This window comes from Paenibacillus sp. FSL R5-0407, from assembly GCF_038009185.1.
Classification (GTDB): Bacteria; Bacillota; Bacilli; order Paenibacillales; family Paenibacillaceae; genus Fontibacillus; species Fontibacillus vini.
The window spans coordinates 88,304-105,665 of sequence record NZ_JBBPAX010000002.1 but is presented as its reverse complement, the minus strand read 5'-3'; the positions used below and the strand labels follow the sequence as shown (position 1 = coordinate 105,665).

Sequence of the window (17,362 nt, the reverse complement as noted above, 5' to 3'; positions counted from 1 at the left end):
CATGCTGAACCAGAACCATAAGAAAAATAGGACTCGATCGGTGACTATGCTTGTTTCGCTATCTTTATTATTTATCATTGCCTTGACCGGCTGCGGTTCGTCGCCGGATTCCACGTCATCCAAAGCCCGTGCGGCCGAAAATGGAGAGAGCGCGGGGACAACCGAAACCGCAAGTGAAAAAGCGGAGAAGGTGAAGCTGAATATCGCCGATATTTCCTCAAATCCCGTGCTGCGGGTTGCAGCGAATCAAGGGATTTTTGAGAAGCACGGAATCGAAGCGAAACTTGTTACGTTTGCCACGCCGGCGGAAGGAATTAATTCATTGTTTATCAAGCAGGCGGATATCGCTTGGGGAGCCGACTTCCCGATTTTGAACGCCGTCAGCAAAGGAGAGTACGCGATCATCGCGTCGACGGGAAACTCTACCGATCTGAGCGCGAAACAGTGGAAGCTGTACGTGCGGAACGAAATAGAACGTCCGGAGGATTTGGCCGGAAAGAACCTGAGCTTTTTGCGGGGGACCTTCATTTCTTATTTATGGGATGAATACTTGTCCGAATACGGGCTCGAACCCGAGAATGTCAAGTTCATCGGCCAAGGAGGATTTGATGAAGCATACATTGCACTGAAAAAGGGCGAAGTCGATGCCGTTTGGGTTACCGGTGCAGCCATGGTGGATAAGTTTGAAGCTTTGGAAGAAGCGCATCAACTGACCGATATGTCGCAAACGAAGGTGCGGATCGGCAGCCAGATTATCGCCCCGGAATCGCTGATTGCCGACAAGCCGGACGTCGTGGCGAATTTTCTGGATGCGCTGGATGAATCGTCCCGGTTTGTGAAGGAGAACCCGGAGAAGGTTGCGGATATTTTATACAAGGAAGTCAAACAACCGAAAGAAGCGACGCTGAAGGATTTATCCGTCATTAATTGGAACGTCGAATTCACGGATTCCGCGCTCGACAGCCTGTCCCGCCAAAAGCAATACATGGTGGAGAACGGGATCATACAGCAGGACTTCGAATTGAGAGATAAAATCAAGCTGGATCCGCTGCGGACTGTTTTTCCTGACCGCGTGACGGCGGCACCTTAAGGAGGGATCGGGATGTCCTTGGCGTCTGTTAAACCTGTGGCTTCAAAGAAACATACGATCACAATCGAAGGTTTGAACAAAAGCTATCATGATCATCCCGGGTCCGGTAGTGGAAACGGGGATATTCACTACATCATCAAAGATGTGGACCTGGTGATCAAGGGCGGCGAGTTTTTTGTTCTCCTTGGGCCGAGCGGCTGCGGAAAATCCACACTGTTGAACATGATCGCAGGCTTCATTTCAAAAACAAGCGGAAATCTGCGTGTTGGTGGGTCCGATATCGATAAGCCGGGTCGCGACCGGGCGGTCGTGTTCCAGCAGGCCGATTCCTCGCTGTTCCCCTGGCTTACCGTCAGGCAGAACGTCGAGTTCGGGCTAAAGATGAAGAAGGTTCCGAAGCGGGACAGAAGGGTCGTCTCCGAGCAGTATATCGACCTGGTAGGGCTGACAGGACATGGAGATAAACTGCCGAGGGAACTATCCGGCGGGATGAAGCAGCGGGTGCAGCTTGCCCGTGTCCTAGCCAACGATCCGGAAATCCTGCTTATGGATGAGCCGTTCGGCGCATTGGATGCGATGACCCGCAGAACGATGCAGAAAGAGCTGGTTCGCATTTGGCGGCAAACGGACAAAACCATCGTGTTCGTAACGCACGATATCCAAGAGGCTATCCTGCTCGGAGGACGGATTGGCATCATGTCCCCGGGCCCTTCATCCAAAATATCGCATATTTACGATATTCCGCTCACTTATCCAAGGGAAGTTTCGGCGGCGGAGTTTTACGAGTATCATTCACGGATTCAGGCGCACTTTGACGAATAGGGGGGGAAGAGTGATGACTTGGTTAAAAAAGAAATGGGCTGGCCTGCTCCTGCTTTGGATTTTTGTTTTGGCGGCCTGGCAAACCGGGGCGTTGCTTTACGGCCCTGAAGTAATTCCCGGCCCGGTAGAGACCGTTAAAGGCGGGGTTGAACTGTTCAAGGACGGCTCGCTCCCGAAATATATCGGTATTAGCTTTTACAGAGTGTTTAGCGGCTGGGCGCTCGGCAGCCTGATTGCGATTCCGCTGGGCGTCCTCATCGGCAAGGTGGATGTCATCCGTCATTTTGCCGAGCCGTTGCTCAATTTCATCCGGTTTATTCCTCCCATCGCATTCATTACGCTGTTTCTTGTCTGGTTCGGCATCGGGGAGCAGTCAAAAATCGCCCTGATCCTGTATGCCACACTATTTATCGTGATGATGAACACGCTGACAGGGGTGCTGTCCGTAGAAGAGGATAAAGTCCGGGCGGCCCGCAGCATGGGGGCATCGGAATGGCAGATCATCCTGCATGTCATCATCCCGGCGACGGCGCCCTATATGTTCACCGGAGTCCGGCTCGCCATGGGGACATCGTATATGGCCATCGTCGGGGCGGAAATGATCGCTTCCAATGAAGGCGTCGGCTATTTGATCTGGAACTCGCGGTTGTTTTTCCGCACGGACTGGATTTTTGTCGGCCTCATCAGCCTCGGATTAATGGGCTTTGTCACGGACCGGCTGTTTGGCTGGTTCGGACGCAAAGTATTGTGGAGGTATGGAGTCGTCGGCTCTACCCCGGTTCGGAGATAGGGTTCATATTTGAGCTTCCCGATTGCGATTTTGATACAATAAGAGCAAGGTCTTATATTTCGGGAGGAAACATGGAAAGTGCATCCGAGTCATCTCAACAACCAAAGGTTTTGACGAATTTACATTCTGATCGATATATTTATCCGTTTGCTTGTCATGAAAACGATCGCGAATTGTGTAATATGGAATTCCGTGCCCTATTCGGACAAACGCCGGGAGTATACCCCTATATAGACAGTAATGTGGCGATTGTGCCGGAACGGAGTCCATTTATTTCCATGCGGATAGACGTATTGTTCACAGGGGTGGAACTTGAGGATATTGTTGCCCAAGCGGGGGGAATTCAGCTTGATGGACATACGTTTAAAGTGCTGTATATCAAGCACGGGTTGAAACGGAGTTATAAGGAGCAACGGCAGTTGGAGCGGCAAGTAGGAGCTGGTATCCGGGGGACCGCAGAAATGCGCACTCCGGATTTTACGTTTGGTTTGCTTTCTTTTGAAGAGGGCTGGCTGCTTGGAGTTTGCCGCATGGCGGATCCGGCCTGGCAGGGGCATAAGCATAAGCCGCAAAATTATTCTACCGGGCTTTCCGCCGCGCTGGCCCGATCCCTTGTCAACATCGCAGTTCCTGACCCGGCAGGGATTAGGGCGATCGATCCCTGCTGCGGGATGGGCAATGTCCTTATCGAAGCACTATCTATGGGAATAGACATCCGGGGCCGGGATTTGAATCCGCTGGCCGTTAAGGGAGCCCGGGAGAATTTGGCGTATTTCGGATACGATGTCTCGAGTCTTGTTACCGTCGGAGACATGAGGGACGTGAGCGATCATTACGATGCGGCGATTCTGGACATGCCCTACAATCTGTGCTCTGTGCTGCCGCAAGAAGTCAAACAATCTATGCTGGTCGGCCTGCGGGGATTCAGCGACCGTGCTGTAATCATCTCAACGGAGGAGATAGAGGAGGATATTCTGGCATGCGGATTTAGAATTATGGACTACGGCCGTGCAGCCAAAGGTTCATTCATTCGAAAGATATGGGTATGTCAGGGATAACCGAATCCCAGTCAAAAACCCGGATAAATATCACATGAGGTGTCAAATATTTGATGTTTTCATAGGGAATTTATGATTATTTTTAATTTTTCTATAAAATTCTCTTTTTAAGTTCAGAATCCCGCTTTATAATGTTAGATAATCTGACATGAGGTGGCGAGGACAATGAGATATTTTGGTGTATTCGAAAAAAATGTACGTCTGCTTGGCTTTATAGCAGCTATCGTATTATTCGTGGCGGCTTTGCTGCAGGATTCTTCCTGGTACATTCCTTTGACGGCCCTGATTGCCGTTCTTTGTTTTGTAATGCTGTCCCTGAATCTTCCGATATCCTGGAGGAAAGGACAACCCCCTTCCGGTTCTATTCCTCCGGCAGCTCCGCAGGGATCGCACGAAGAAGCGCAGACGGCAAGCCAATGGGGGGCGATGGTGAACGAATCGCGAGTAGCGGCGGACCGGTTGCAAGCTGCCGTCGGTGAGGTGAGTGAGAGTATCGGGGAGCTCCAGCATTTATCCGATATATCTTCCGTTGAGGATATGAAGCTGAAAGCCAGCAGCGAACGGTCTTTGGAACAAGTGCAGGAGAGCCTGGCCGCGATGGAGGAGGTAGCTTCTTCCGCATTCCGGATTCAAGAGGCTGCGGAACAGCTGCGTTACCGCAGCGAAAGGACGCTGTCGGAAGCTTCAAGGATGTCGGAGGCGCTCGTAGCTGCAGACGGTACGATCCGCTCGCTGGCGGAATCCCAGCAATCCATTGCCGGCCCTATGAATGATCTTGAGAGCAATACACGAAAGCTCGGGGCCCTGTACCGGGAGCTTGAGGGAATATCCGGCGAGGTGTCGTTGCTGGCGCTGAACGCCTCTATTGAGGCGGCCAGGCTGGGGGAGCAGGGCAAAGGTTTCGATGTGGTGGCCATGCGGATGAGGCAACTCGCTGAGCAGAGCGGCAAGGCTATCGGCAGCTCCGCTCCCTTGTTCCGGCAAATCGTGGATGAGGTTGACAGGGTCAAGGAAACGCTGCATGAGGGAAAGAAGTCGGCTTTAGACGGCATTGAGTTATTGAAAATCATGGGGAGAGACATCCTGTTTATATCCGATGAAGTGGCTGCGATCAACGATCACGTAGCCGAGACAGGAAAGCGCAGCAAGGAACAGACTGAGATGACGCGGAATATGGACAGTATGATGAATGATGTCCATGCCGCGCTTAGCCGCAGCATTTCCCATGTGGAAGGTGCGTTGTCTCGCATGGAATCCCAAAGAATACATATCGGCAAGCTGCAAACCGTAGCCGGTGGTTTGCACCGGGCACAAGCCGAACTGATCACCTCGCTTGACGCGGTCCGGATCGGTTCATCCGGTGGTGAGGAGTCGGCAGAACAACGGGAGGCGGTCCGGGCTCTGGGTTTGACTTACGCCCGCAAACTTCAGGAGATTGCGCAAACCGAGCCGCTCACCGGGATGTTGGAGGCGGATCACCGGACCGCTCTGGAGCTGCTCTTGTCCCGGGAATCCGGGCTGGAGGCGGCATGGACAAACCGGGTGGACGGTTCATTTGTGATTTCGATTCCGGAGGCGGGATTGCTGAATGCCAAGGGGCGTGAATGGTTCCGCAGTGCAAAGAGCGGGGAGACGGTCATTTCGGAGAGCTATGTCTCGGCTATAACGAAACGGCGATGCATCACCTTATCTGTTCCTATTGTGAAGGACGATATCGTGATCGGCGTACTTGGAGCCGATTTGTCAATAGAATAAGAGTTCCTGGGTGAGTCTCGAGAAACAGGGGATTCGATCATGAAGCTTGCCCGGGAGTATTGTAAGTTTGAGTCTTTTCCCCTATAATCCTATAGAGAAAGAAAGCCTTGATTCAAGCGAATAGAAGTGCCCGTAGGTCCTGGAGCAAGCTTAACCGCAAGCTTCGGGTTAAAAGGGAAGCCGGTGTAAATCCGGCACGGTCCCGCCACTGTGTACAGGGACGAAGCTCATCGATGCCACTGCCATACGCCATAGTATGATGGGAAGGCGGACTTCGTCGCAACCTGATAGTCAGGAGACCTGCCAACGGGAGATTAGACGGTCCTTCGAGGAAAGGATAACGTTCTGCTTAGAACACGGAGCCTGCTTTTCCGCTAGGGCAGTCAAGCCATTAAGCCAAGGCCTCCGATATGACTTTGTAGACGTAACCCATCCGCTCAGGATGGGTTTTTTTCTTAAATAATAGGGCTTCGCTAGGGTTAAGGCGTTTCTTAATAAAGAAACCCGAAGGAGAGGGACAAAATGAAGAAATGGACTAAGATTTGGGGGATTTGGCTGCTGGCGCTGTTGTTGCTAGTTACGGCCGGCTGCGGTACAAACGGAAAGAATAACGCGGCGGATAATAGCGGCAATACGTCACAAACGGAACAGAGTCAAAATAACGAAACTTCCGCGCCGGAGCAGGAAGGGCAGCAGACTTCTTATCCGCTTACGGTAAAGGATGCTTTCGGAACGGAATTTACGTTTGAATCCGCACCGCAGCGGATCGTATCGTTGGCGCCATCGGAGACAGAAGGGCTGTTCGCGCTTGGTCTGGATGAGCAGGTGGTCGGAGTTTCCGATAATGACGATTATCCGGAAGCTGTAAAGGACAAGCCAAGAATGGGCGGGTTCCAGGTGAATGTGGAAGCTGTAGTTGCGGCTCAGCCTGACCTTGTGCTTGCCGGGAACCTGATCGGTGAAGATACGGTCAAGAGCCTTAGCGACCTGGGGATGAAAGTATACCGCTCCAATCCGAAGACGATTGACGGCGTGATGGAGAATATCCGGACGATCGGCGAGATCACCGATCATCAAAAAGAGGCAAACGAAGTAACCGCACAAATGCAGGCCGAATTGGATAAAGTGACCGAGGCCGTGAAATCTTTGCCGGCTGATCAAAAGAAAAAGGTATATATCGAATTTTCTCCAGGCTGGACGGTAGGCAAGGGAGAGTTTATGGATGAGATGATTCAGGTTGCAGGCGGGGAAAATGTGGCATCCGACATTACCGGCTGGAGCGAAATTAACGAAGAGAATATTATTAAGGCAAATCCGGACGTTATTTTATATGCGAAAAGCGTCGTAGATGAGAACAACCGGACGTTAGCCGAGATTATCAAAGGCCGCGGGGGATGGGATCAGATCACGGCCGTGAAGGAAGATCGCATTGTGGCAATGGACGACAATTTGCTCAGCCGGCCGGGACCACGGGTAACCCAAGGTTTGATTGAAGTGGCTAAAGCGATCTATCCGGACCTGATTCAGCCATGAGGACCAGGCTGGCAGGTTACGGATTTATCGGCCTAGGATTGCTTATATTCTCACTGCTGATCTGCATCGGGTTCGGTTCCGTTCACTTGCCTGCCGGGGAAATCGCTCGTATCCTGCTCCATCAGTTGCCCGGTCTCGGGCGGTGGATTCAGCCTGACTGGAGCGTGGCTTCGGAGCAAATCGTGATGCAGGTTCGCCTGCCGCGCGTACTGCTCGGCCTGTTGGTGGGAGCTTCGCTTGCCGTCGCGGGCTCCGCATTTCAAGGGGTGCTCCGCAACCCGCTTGCCGATCCGTTCACGTTGGGCGTATCCTCGGGTTCCGCGGTAGGCGCGGCCGTATTGATCTTTTTCGGTTGGCAGTTTTCTTTGCTGGGGATATTCACGCTGCCGGTAGTCGCTTTCCTGACGGGGGCGGCAACGCTGTGGATCGTGATGTGGCTGGCGAGAGAGAATGGAAAAATACCGATCGAAAGCCTGATTTTGTCGGGAGTAGTGATGCAATCCTTTCTCGGGGCGGTCGTTTCTTTTCTTACGGCCATGTCGAAAAGGACGGTCAACGAAATATTGTATTGGACAATGGGAAGCCTGAGTCTTCGAGGATGGTCGTATACGGCCATCCTGCTTCCATATTTAATACTTGGCGGACTTTATCTCTGGAGCCGCTCGCGTTCATTGAACCTGCTGGCTTTAGGTGAACGTCAAGCGGCACATTCCGGACTGAACGTGGAATCGACGAAACTGGCCGTTCTGCTCGTGGCCACGTTGATGACGGCAGCGGCTGTTTCCGTTTCCGGAGTTATCGGCTTTGTCGGGCTAGTCGTTCCTCATATGATCCGGCTGGTTACCGGACCCGATTATCGTCTCATCATCCCGTTGTCCGCGCTTGGAGGCGGGATCTTCATGATGTGGAGCGACCTCGCGGCCCGTTCGCTGCTTGCGCCAACGGAAATACCGCTCGGCGTAATTACGGCCTTTATCGGCGCGCCGTTTTTTGCTTATTTGTTATATAGGAAGAAAAAAGCGAGAGAGAGGGAAATGCGATGATCGAGGTCCAAAACGCCGCTAAATCGTATGGCCGTCTCCATGCGCTGAAAGAGATCAGCTGGAAGGTTGAGCCCGGCGAGTTCTGGGGGGTTATCGGTCCGAACGGAAGCGGCAAAAGCACGCTGCTGAGCCTGATTTCCGGCATCGAAGCCCCGGATCATGGAGGGATCTCATTATCCGGTCAACCCATAGCATCCTATAACAGAAAGGCGTTGTCCCGGAAGCTGGCCGTATTGCAGCAGGATGGGCTTCCTCCGGTTTCTTTTACCGTGCGCGAAGTGATCGAAATGGGGCGGTTTCCGTTTCTGGACTGGCGGGGCAGAGAGAAGGACGGACATGCGGAGAAGCTGATGCAGAGCATAATGGACAGGTTGGAGCTCGGGGACTTGGCGGATCGTCAGCTCAGCAGCCTGAGCGGCGGACAGAGGCAGCGGGCCGCGCTGGGAAAGGTAATGGCGCAGCAGCCGGAGGTAGTTCTGCTGGATGAACCGACGACGTATTTGGATATTCGCTATCAACAGCAATTTATGGAGCTTGTCGCGGGGTGGCAGCGTGAAGAAGGATTAACGGTCATCTCTGTCATGCATGATTTGAATCTCGCCTCCCTTTACTGCGATCGCCTGCTGGTCCTGAATGCGGGTTCATTAGTGGCCATAGGCGCTCCCTCGGAAATATTGAATTCCGATACGATGGAATCCGTATTTGATGTCAAATCCCATATTGTTGCCCATCCTGATACAGGGGTTCCGCAATTGCTGCTGCAAAAGGATGCCAAGAACGGCTGAGTCCGAAGCGGGCGATTAATTGTCAGGGCTTTTTTGTATTTCCTGCCGGGCAGGAATGGTAGAATGGTATAAAAGAATCATAGGCGAGAAGAAGAGAGGGGTTATTGGATGAGTCGCTCTATTAAGGATATAGCCGGATCGGTGCGAGCGTTGGATCCTGCGGCTTCGGCAGCCGCGGCAGCACATTTGGACAGTTTGACCAAACCGCCGGGAAGTCTTGGCAAGCTTGAGGCTTTGGCGGTCAAGCTGGCGGGGATTACAGGCGAGATGCAGCCGAAATTCCCGGGACGCGGCGTGGTTGTCATGGCTGCCGATCACGGCGTATGCGAGGAAGGGATCAGCGCATTTCCAGCTGAGGTGACACCGCAGATGGTGCTCAACTTTCTTTCCGGAGGCGCGGCAGTAAATGTTCTTGCCCGCCAAGCGGGGGCGGAAGTCATGTGCGTCGACGTGGGCGTCAATGCGGAGCTGGAACATCCGGATCTCATCTCGCGGAAGGTTCGCTTCGGCACGGCTAATATGGTATCCGGCCCGGCTATGACCCGCGAAGAAGCCGAGGCCGCTATAATGGCCGGGGTGGATATCGTGGAAGATGCCGTATCGAGAGGGATAAGATGCTTTGTAACGGGTGAGATGGGCATCGGAAATACGACGGCCAGCGCCGCGCTTATGAGCGCGTTTACCGGGGTCTCCTCCCTGGAAACGGTCGGCCGGGGAACCGGAATCAACGAAGAACGGATGCGCCATAAAGTTCTGGTCGTTGAACGTGCATTGGAATGCAATCGTCCCGACCCGTCGGATGCGATAGATACGCTTGCCAAAGTAGGCGGCCTGGAAATCGCAGGATTGACGGGTGTTATTTTGGGCGCTGCCGCAAATCGTTGCCCGGTCATTTTGGACGGGTTTATTTCCGGCGCAGCGGCGTTGGCTGCCGAGCGATTAGCTCCAGAATCGGTGAATTACATGGTCGCATCCCATGTATCGCAGGAGCAGGGACATGTTCATCTGCTGAAGGCGCTCGGCCTGGAGCCGATGCTTCATCTGGACATGCGGCTCGGCGAAGGGACGGGAGGCGTACTCGCTTTGCATCTGGTGGATGCGGCTTGCCGGATTATGACGGAGATGGCGACGTTTGAAAGCGCGGGAATTTCATCGGGAAATGATCAGGCGGGGTCTTCCGGGGAGTCGCAGATATGATCGTCACGGTTACCGGCGGAGCCCGCAGCGGAAAGAGTGCATTTGCTGAAAAATGGTGCATGAAGCATGGCGATTCCGGGTTATACGTCGCAACCGCCCAAGCCTTCGATTCGGAGATGAGACAGCGTATTGCACATCACCGGCTGCAGCGTGAGGAGAGCGGGTTCCAATGGTCCACGTTAGAGGAGCCGCTCCATGTAGCTGACTTGCTGGAAGGAACGTCTGGTCAAAGGGGGATTATCCCTGCCACGGCTCAAACCGGGGAAGCATTAGCCCCGGTGGTATTGATCGACTGTCTGACGTTGTGGCTGTCAAACGTGATGCTTATGCCGGAAGACGGTGATACGAACGGAGATGGAATGGCCAGCGATCATGCGGTGCAAAAGGAAATGGACCGTCTTGTTTCAGCCGTGGAGAGTTATAGCGGCCATTTAGTGATGGTAACGAATGAAGTTGGAAGCGGGATCGTGCCGGAATATCCGCTTGGACGTAAATACCGTGATTGGGCCGGAATTTTGAACCGGAAGATGGCCGAAATCTCCGATCAGGTGTTTCTGGTTACCGCAGGTATCGCCATAGAGCTCAAAAGCAGGGAGTATAAATTATGAGTCAAAAAGGACGGCCGATTTTGGCCGCTTTTCAATTTTTATCCCGGTTTCCGGTGAAGGCCGAGCTGGACTTCTCGCCGGAACTTTTAAGGCGCAGCGCCAAGTATTACCCGCTGGTCGGTGCAGCGATCGGCCTTGCCGTAGCATTGGCGGGAGGACTTGCCGGCTGGGCGATTCCGTCCCTGCCTGCAGCGGCAGCGGCGCTGATCATATGGGTGTGGCTGACTGGCGGCCTGCACCTCGACGGCTGGATGGATTCAGCGGATGCTCTCCTTAGCTACCGCTCTCGCGAGCGGATGCTGGAGATCATGAAGGACAGCCGGGTCGGCGCGATGGGGGTGTTGGCCTGCGTGCTACTGCTTCTGTTCAAAGTAACGCTGATTTCATCGCTCCTGGACTCCGGCCGATTTGCATTGGCCGCAGCGATGCTGACGGCACCCGTCTGGAGCCGGTGGTTTATGGCCTGGGCCATGCACCGCTTTCCGACCGCGCGGGCCGGGGAAGGATTGGCCGGACGGTTTCGCGGGCTCGGCACAAAGGACATGGCCATCGCTACCTTGTTGGCCCTGCTGCTGACCGGCGCCGGTCTCGGAATAGCCGGAACTGCAAACGGGCTAATTTCAGGAGTTATATCCGGCAGTGCTCCCGGCGGAATGGGTTTCTGGTTGCTGATCGGGGGGTATTTTGCCGCCGCCCCTTTAGTGACATTGGCTGCGGGCTCCTTGGCCGCGAGTAAAATCAGCGCAAGGCTGGGCGGACTTACAGGAGATATATACGGAGCTCTGAATGAAGGCCTGGAAGCTTTGCTGCTGCTTGTTGCGGTCATTTTTTTCTGCTAACGGACATAAGAGACCTTAACTCTTATAAAAACGCTGCTTTCAACAGCTAACGGACATCAGAGCTGTTATTTAGGGATGAACAGGTAGTTTAGGGTAGAAATTCGCAAAATAACGGCCGCTGTGTCCTTTAGATTATTAAAATGATAAATTTAGGGCGCTAAGCGTCCGTCATGTCCGTTAGAGTTAAACACATAACGGGCATGTTTTAGATGAGCGCGAGAGATATCTTTTTACTGGAAGGGAGGCGATGGGATGAGTGAGCGAGTGTGGGACGATGCGGGGACAAGGGCCGAAATCAAAATGACGGCGGAATCGGCCGAAGTAATTGCGGATGCCGAGGCAGGTGACGAATTGAGAGCGGAGAAGGCGGTAACCAGTCCGCAAGGCGCAGTTCTGATGGTGCAAGGTACAGCGTCGGATGTGGGCAAAAGCGTGATTGTCACGGCGCTATGCCGCATTTTTACGCGAGACGGGCATTCCACGGCCCCGTTCAAATCGCAGAATATGGCCTTGAACTCGTACGTAACCCCGGACGGCAAGGAGATCGGTAGGGCCCAAGGCATACAGGCGGACGCCTGCGGCATTCCGGCAACGACGGATATGAACCCGATCTTGCTAAAGCCAACGGGCGAGATGCATTCGCAGGTCGTCGTTCATGGTAAGCCTTATCGCGATCTCAGCGCGGCGGGGTACCGGGAGAATTTCTTGCCGCTTGCCAAGCCGTTGGTGATGGAGGCACTGGGACGCCTGCGCCGGCAATTCGATATCGTGGTGATGGAAGGCGCCGGCAGTCCGGCTGAAATCAATTTGAAGCACCGGGATATCGTCAATATGAATCTCGCCGGATGGGCGGATGCTCCCGTCATCCTCGTAGGGGATATCGACCGCGGCGGCGTGTTCGCGTTTCTTGTAGGGACCCTGGAGCTATTGGAGCCGGAAGAACGGGCCCGGGTGAAGGGATTCGTGATCAACAAATTCCGGGGCGATTTGTCCCTGCTGCAACCGGGGCTGGAATGGCTGGAACATCGGACAGGCATACCGGTGCTTGGCGTGTTGCCGTTTATGCCGGACCTGGATGTCGAAGCCGAGGATTCGGTGGTTCTGGATTCGTATCCGACCCGGCCTATACCGGGCAAGGACCTGGACATCGCTGTAATTCGCCATCCCCGGTTATCGAATTTCACCGATTTTGATATTTTGGCCGCCGAGCCCGATGTTTCCCTCCGGTATGTGCAGAAATTATCTCAATTGGGAGAGCCGGATGTCATCATTCTTCCCGGTTCCAAAGATACGATCGGGGATCTGGAATATTTGCGGGAGCAAGGACTCGACGAAGGGATTGCGGAAATGATGGCAACGCGGCCGCATACCAGGCTTGTCGGTATATGCGGGGGTTATCAAATGCTGGGCGCGGAGCTTCATGATCCGGCTGCTGTAGAATCGTCCGTACCTCGCCATGCGGAAGGGCTTGGCTGGCTGCCGGTCGCGACGACCTTTATCCCTGGTAAGACGACCGTTCGTGTAACCGGAACAGCCTTCATGAATGATGAAGACTTTGCGGGGCGTCCGACCGGAGACATTTCTATCAGCGGATATGAAATTCACTCCGGAAGGACAGTAACATGCGGCGTCCATGAGAAGGAGACCGTGCCCGTTTTCCGAATCCGGGAGGAAGACGGGACGGGGCGGAATGAAGGCTGCGCTACGCCGGACGGTCGGGTTTTCGGAACGTATTTACACGGCTTGTTCCAAAATGATTTATGGAGACGGACATGGCTGAATTCCGTCCGCAAGGATAAAAGGCTGTCCCCGCTGACCTCGGAGATTTCAGCGGAGTCGCGTAAAGTAGCCGCTTTTGACCGGCTGGCCGACCACGTTAGCCGGCATTTGGATATGGAGCGGATTTACGAATTGATTCGTAATTAGGCTAGAATCAAAAAAGACGTATCCCCTAAATAACAGGGATACGTCTTTTTGCACTTGTTACATTTTGAACTTTTCGACGGACGCCTTCAAAGTCAAAGCCTGATCAAACAGCGCCTGTACCGTCTTGGAATGGATTTCCGTTTCGGAGATTTGCTGTCCGGAATAATTAGCGATTTCTTCGATGCTTTGCAGCGATTTTGCCGTAATATTCGCGGCCTCTTCCACTGAAGCGGTGACCTCCTCGGTTCCGGCGGACACTTCCTGGGTGGAAGCGGAGACCGATTGGATGGTCATGTTGATGTTGTAAATCAAATCCGTCAACTGCCCGAAAGCTAAGCTGGCCTGGTTGACCCGCTCTCTGCCCGATTTGATCTCTTCGCTGACATGATCCATGGCATTTACCGAATTTACCGCCTCTTCCCGGATGCTGAGCAGGTATTCTCCGATTTGATCCGTGGCGTTTCGGGATTGTTCGGCTAATTTGCGGACCTCCTCGGCCACGACGGCGAAGCCCTTGCCGTGCTCGCCCGCGCGAGCCGCTTCAATCGCGGCATTCAAAGCCAAAATGTTGATTTGCTTGGTTATTTCCATAATGACGCTCACTACGCTGGCGATGGATTCCGACCGTTCGTTCAGTACGGCAATGGAATCCCGGGATTGAATGGCCGCTTGCTCCACCTGTTTCATCTGCTCGACGGCGGTCTTGGCAAGCTCATTGCCTGAGCCGGCTTCTTTCGAGGCCTGGCCGATCTTTTCCGAGACTTCCGCGGAAGAGGTGGCAATATGCTGTACGCCTTGCGAGATTTCTTCCATGGCCCGGGCGTTCTCGGCTGCGGTGGAAGCGATAGTGTAGCTGCCTTCTTTAATTTCAAGTGTAGCCGCTCCGGATTTTTCAGTAAGTTCTTTGTACGTCGCGGTCGAATGAAGCAGTTGATCCGATCCGTTGACGACGGATTGGGAGGTCTCCAGCACTTTCCCGATCATCTCTTTGAGCTGAGCGGTCATCGTCCGGAAACTGTCTGCCAGATGTCCCACTTCGTCTTTGGCGACGATGTCGATCTGTTCGCGAAAATCGCCTTGCGCCATCTTTTCCGTAACAGCGGCGAGCTTCTTGATCGGGTTGGTGATTCTCCGGCTGTTGAGGTAGGCGACGATCATACCGACGGCGATAACGAAGATTGAGATCCCGAAGCAAATCCAGTAGATTTCGGTTCTTTTTTCCTCGATAAATGTTGCATCCATACCGACGGCCAGAAGGGCCGTACTGCCGGGAAGAGCTATGTAGGCGGTTTTATGGGAGCCGAACTGGTCGGAATACAATTCGCTGATTCTGGCGTTCCCTTTGGATTCGGCGGCAAGCATGGCTTCCTGGATGGCCAGTGAATCGCCGATCTTCATCTTGGAGTTTTCGTTTACGCCGATGACCGTCGCTTTATCCTTCTGCAAATCAAGAATGTAAGCGGTATGTAACTGATATTCTTCCACTTTGTCCGAAAGGTAGGATTCCACGACAAAGCGGGAATTTTCTTTACCCTTCAGCAACTGGAGAGCCTGGGTTGTGTCCAGATTTTTGAATATGTCTTTTGAACTGGTCTGAAGCACCTTGTCGAACTGAGGTAGAACGTTCTTGTTGATGATTCCCATGGAAACAACTAAGAAGCTGGTACTGAACAATACCGATGACAAAATGATGACGACAGCAAACGTGAACATGAATTTGCGGTTAATGGAATGTTTCGTCTTAAACATGGAAATCCTCCCCGTATCCTAATTTTCTGTTTAGTTCTCTCTATACAGTATGGTGCGCCTCAGGTCTTATTTGACCGGTGTTCATTATTGTTATTCTATAGAAAAAGTCGGCTTTTGAAAATGATGTTTTTCATTATTTTTCATTTTCAAAATTGAGCGGAATGTTAGGGGTAGAATCTTGAGCGGAGATATGGTATCTTGGGACTTGCTGTGCTAATTCACGGCCGCGGTTCGTAACCATCCCGCGTAATCAAAACTAGGAGGAATTCTGTTTGTTCAACATCGGATGGGGCATATTTTATATGCTTGTCAACTTTTCTTTTTTTCTGCTTTGTTACAAGCTGTTCGGAAAAAAGGGTCTTTATGCCTGGATCGGCGTGGCTACGGTCGTAGCCAACATTCAAGTCGTTAAGACGGTGGAGATGTTCGGCATCGTCATGACGCTCGGCAACACGATGTATGTCAGCCTGTATCTGACCAGTGATCTGCTCAACGAGAAATTCGGGCGACAGGAAGCGAAAAAAGCGGTCTGGTTCGGATTTTTTACGCTGATCATGACCACGATTCTGATGCAGATGGTCCTTGCCTTCCAGCCTCAGGAGACCGATATCGCCCAAGGTTCGCTCGAGACGATCTTTGGCCTGATGCCGCGGCTTGCCCTAGGCAGCCTTACCGCTTATTTCGTCAGCCAGTTCCTTGACGTACGACTGTACGCCTGGATTCGGAAGTTTTATCCGAAAAGGAACCAGTTGTGGATCAGAAACAACGGCAGCACGATGGTAAGTTCGTTCGTGGATACCGTGATTTTCTGCTCGATCGCTTTCATTGGAGAGTACAGTCTCCAAGTCTGGTTTGAAATTCTGCTGACGACGTATGTGTTCAAATTCGTCCTGACGGCGGCGGGGACTCCATTCCTGTATATCGCCCGGAATTTCCGCCACGAAGAAGACGAGCCGTCAACAGCTCCGCAATAAAACAACAAACCTCCAGGCTATTCAATATAGCCGGAGGTTTGTTTTCTTTTATAGGCCTATAGATTACAGATACGTCAGCTGTTTGGGGAAGCTCGTCAATACTTCCACGCCGGTATCCGTTACGAGACAATCGTCCTCGATACGCACCCCGCCTACGCCAGGAACGTAAATTCCGGGCTCCACCGTAAATACATTGCCCTCGCTGAGCAGGTATTCGTTTTGCCCGTGAACCGAAGGGAATTCATGCACATCAATGCCAAGTCCGTGGCCCAGCCGATGAATGAAATATTGGCCATACCCGGCATTCTCGATGACATCTCTGGCAGCTTTATCGATGGACGCATAAGTGACGCCGGGACGGATAGCCGCAATCGCTGCTTCGTTCGCGGCAAGCACGGTCTCATAGATTCGGATCTGCTCCTCAGTCAGCTCGCCGAACGCGAAAGTTCGCGTTATATCGGACGCATATCCTGAGGCATATACGCCGATATCAAACATGAGCATATCGCCGCGGCGAAGTTTGCGTTCTCCTGGAACTCCGTGGGGCAGCGCCGTTTTTTCGCCGGACAGCACCATGGAATCAAAGGATGGACCGTCCGCACCCAGCTTGCGGATCTGGTATTCCACTTCGGCTACGAGTTCGTTCTCGGATACGCCTTCTTTTACCTGCTTGAGCGATTCCTGAAGCACTTCCTCGATGAGCCGGACCGCATGGCGTATTTTGCCGATCTCCCCGGCCGTTTTTCGGACGCGCATATCACGGAGCCAAGGCCCCACGTCGTGATATGTAGTGAAGCCCAGCGACTCTTGAAGCTGTTCGAAGCGGGCTACCGTGAGGTTTTCTTTTTCCAGTCCGACAGTTCCGACCGGAGCGTGAAGCTTATTTTTTAACAAAAGATAAGGGTTATCCGTATCCAGGTGGGTGATGATCTCCATATTTCCGGTCGCTGCGCGCGCCGCCTCTTCGTCAAGAGCGGGGGCCACCAAAATCGGTTCATTGCCGGGTTGGAAGAGAATCCCCAGAAACCGTTCATGCGGATTGCTCAAAAACCCCGTCAAATAATATACATGCTTGGGATCGGTAATGAGCAGCGTTTGAATCCCTTGCTGCCGCATGCTTTGTTCTAATCCTGACCAATGTTCATTCATGTCGAATACTTCCTTTCTTACTCTGTTCCTATATATTATAGGCT

15 protein-coding genes and 1 riboswitch are annotated in these 17,362 nt (G+C 52.9%); of the genes, 13 read left to right on the top strand and 2 right to left on the bottom strand.

Features of this window, described 5'->3' with window-relative positions; all coding sequences use genetic code 11:
* Position 1: 1 nt before the first annotated feature.
* The 12 genes from NYE70_RS19885 (at position 2) to NYE70_RS19830 (ending at position 13,446) form a co-directional block, all read left to right on the top strand.
* Positions 2-1,090, top strand: a complete 1,089-nt coding sequence (locus NYE70_RS19885; RefSeq protein ID WP_341047712.1) for an ABC transporter substrate-binding protein — start codon at positions 2-4, stop codon at positions 1,088-1,090.
* Between the two features lie 12 nt (positions 1,091-1,102).
* The gene (locus tag NYE70_RS19880; RefSeq protein ID WP_211021920.1) at positions 1,103-1,912 is read left to right on the top strand and encodes an ABC transporter ATP-binding protein; all 810 of its coding nucleotides are present in this window, start codon (positions 1,103-1,105) and stop codon (positions 1,910-1,912) included.
* Between the two features lie 13 nt (positions 1,913-1,925).
* Positions 1,926-2,702, top strand: a complete 777-nt coding sequence (locus NYE70_RS19875) for an ABC transporter permease (protein WP_211021922.1) — start codon at positions 1,926-1,928, stop codon at positions 2,700-2,702.
* Between the two features lie 182 nt (positions 2,703-2,884).
* Positions 2,885-3,760: a TRM11 family SAM-dependent methyltransferase gene (locus NYE70_RS19870; protein ID WP_341047709.1), complete on the top strand. Its 876-nt coding sequence runs from the start codon at positions 2,885-2,887 to the stop codon at positions 3,758-3,760.
* Positions 3,761-3,925: 165 nt separating this feature from the next.
* Positions 3,926-5,515, top strand: a complete 1,590-nt coding sequence (locus NYE70_RS19865; protein WP_290406895.1) for a methyl-accepting chemotaxis protein — start codon at positions 3,926-3,928, stop codon at positions 5,513-5,515.
* A gap of 117 nt (positions 5,516-5,632) precedes the next feature.
* Positions 5,633-5,837: riboswitch (cobalamin riboswitch) on the top strand.
* Between the two features lie 200 nt (positions 5,838-6,037).
* Complete coding sequence (locus NYE70_RS19860; protein WP_213656030.1) at positions 6,038-7,048, top strand: ABC transporter substrate-binding protein; 1,011 nt, start codon at positions 6,038-6,040, stop codon at positions 7,046-7,048.
* Positions 7,045-8,091 (top strand): FecCD family ABC transporter permease, encoded by a 1,047-nt coding sequence (locus tag NYE70_RS19855; RefSeq protein ID WP_290406894.1) that lies wholly within the window; start codon positions 7,045-7,047, stop codon positions 8,089-8,091. Before NYE70_RS19860 ends, NYE70_RS19855 begins: the two co-directional genes overlap by 4 nt.
* Positions 8,088-8,876 carry an ABC transporter ATP-binding protein gene (locus NYE70_RS19850; protein ID WP_341047706.1) on the top strand — a complete coding sequence of 263 codons (789 nt, stop codon included), beginning with the start codon at positions 8,088-8,090 and terminating at the stop codon, positions 8,874-8,876. The genes NYE70_RS19855 and NYE70_RS19850 overlap by 4 nt, the downstream gene beginning before the upstream one ends.
* A gap of 108 nt (positions 8,877-8,984) precedes the next feature.
* Positions 8,985-10,073 carry a nicotinate-nucleotide--dimethylbenzimidazole phosphoribosyltransferase gene (gene cobT / locus NYE70_RS19845; RefSeq protein ID WP_341047704.1) on the top strand — a complete coding sequence of 363 codons (1,089 nt, stop codon included), beginning with the start codon at positions 8,985-8,987 and terminating at the stop codon, positions 10,071-10,073.
* Positions 10,070-10,681, top strand: coding sequence for a bifunctional adenosylcobinamide kinase/adenosylcobinamide-phosphate guanylyltransferase (gene cobU, locus NYE70_RS19840; protein WP_211021938.1), 612 nt, complete (start codon positions 10,070-10,072; stop codon positions 10,679-10,681). Before cobT ends, cobU begins: the two co-directional genes overlap by 4 nt.
* Positions 10,678-11,520, top strand: a complete 843-nt coding sequence (cobS, locus tag NYE70_RS19835; RefSeq protein ID WP_341047702.1) for an adenosylcobinamide-GDP ribazoletransferase — start codon at positions 10,678-10,680, stop codon at positions 11,518-11,520. The genes cobU and cobS overlap by 4 nt, the downstream gene beginning before the upstream one ends.
* Positions 11,521-11,916: 396 nt before the next feature.
* Entirely contained in the window at positions 11,917-13,446 is a 1,530-nt protein-coding gene (locus tag NYE70_RS19830) for a cobyric acid synthase (RefSeq protein ID WP_341048935.1), read from the top strand.
* A gap of 57 nt (positions 13,447-13,503) precedes the next feature.
* Here NYE70_RS19830 and NYE70_RS19825 read toward each other — a convergent pair whose 3' ends face one another.
* Positions 13,504-15,195 (bottom strand): methyl-accepting chemotaxis protein, encoded by a 1,692-nt coding sequence (locus NYE70_RS19825; protein WP_211021942.1) that lies wholly within the window; start codon positions 15,193-15,195, stop codon positions 13,504-13,506.
* A 272-nt stretch (positions 15,196-15,467) separates the two neighbouring features.
* Between NYE70_RS19825 and NYE70_RS19820 the strand changes: the two genes are divergently transcribed.
* Positions 15,468-16,169: a queuosine precursor transporter gene (locus tag NYE70_RS19820; protein ID WP_213656037.1), complete on the top strand. Its 702-nt coding sequence runs from the start codon at positions 15,468-15,470 to the stop codon at positions 16,167-16,169.
* A 63-nt stretch (positions 16,170-16,232) separates the two neighbouring features.
* Here the strand turns inward: NYE70_RS19820 and NYE70_RS19815 are convergent, their stop codons facing one another.
* On the bottom strand, positions 16,233-17,318 hold the full coding sequence (locus NYE70_RS19815) for a M24 family metallopeptidase (protein ID WP_211021946.1): 1,086 nt from the start codon (positions 17,316-17,318) through the stop codon (positions 16,233-16,235).
* Positions 17,319-17,362: the final 44 nt, after the last annotated feature.

What these genes read in the sequence shown, in the direction of transcription:
- NYE70_RS19885 (WP_341047712.1), top strand. Translation starts at nt 2, where the DNA reads ATGCTGAACCAGAACCATAAGAAAAATAGGACTCGATCGGTGACTATG.
- cobU (WP_211021938.1), top strand. Translation starts at nt 10,070, where the DNA reads ATGATCGTCACGGTTACCGGCGGAGCCCGCAGCGGAAAGAGTGCATTT.
- NYE70_RS19880 (WP_211021920.1), top strand. Translation starts at nt 1,103, where the DNA reads ATGTCCTTGGCGTCTGTTAAACCTGTGGCTTCAAAGAAACATACGATC.
- NYE70_RS19865 (WP_290406895.1), top strand. Translation starts at nt 3,926, where the DNA reads ATGAGATATTTTGGTGTATTCGAAAAAAATGTACGTCTGCTTGGCTTT.
- NYE70_RS19815 (WP_211021946.1), bottom strand. Translation starts at nt 17,318, where the DNA reads ATGAATGAACATTGGTCAGGATTAGAACAAAGCATGCGGCAGCAAGGG.
- NYE70_RS19850 (WP_341047706.1), top strand. Translation starts at nt 8,088, where the DNA reads ATGATCGAGGTCCAAAACGCCGCTAAATCGTATGGCCGTCTCCATGCG.
- NYE70_RS19855 (WP_290406894.1), top strand. Translation starts at nt 7,045, where the DNA reads ATGAGGACCAGGCTGGCAGGTTACGGATTTATCGGCCTAGGATTGCTT.
- NYE70_RS19830 (WP_341048935.1), top strand. Translation starts at nt 11,917, where the DNA reads ATGGTGCAAGGTACAGCGTCGGATGTGGGCAAAAGCGTGATTGTCACG.
- cobT (WP_341047704.1), top strand. Translation starts at nt 8,985, where the DNA reads ATGAGTCGCTCTATTAAGGATATAGCCGGATCGGTGCGAGCGTTGGAT.
- NYE70_RS19825 (WP_211021942.1), bottom strand. Translation starts at nt 15,195, where the DNA reads ATGTTTAAGACGAAACATTCCATTAACCGCAAATTCATGTTCACGTTT.
- NYE70_RS19860 (WP_213656030.1), top strand. Translation starts at nt 6,038, where the DNA reads ATGAAGAAATGGACTAAGATTTGGGGGATTTGGCTGCTGGCGCTGTTG.
- NYE70_RS19870 (WP_341047709.1), top strand. Translation starts at nt 2,885, where the DNA reads ATGGAATTCCGTGCCCTATTCGGACAAACGCCGGGAGTATACCCCTAT.
- cobS (WP_341047702.1), top strand. Translation starts at nt 10,678, where the DNA reads ATGAGTCAAAAAGGACGGCCGATTTTGGCCGCTTTTCAATTTTTATCC.
- NYE70_RS19875 (WP_211021922.1), top strand. Translation starts at nt 1,926, where the DNA reads ATGACTTGGTTAAAAAAGAAATGGGCTGGCCTGCTCCTGCTTTGGATT.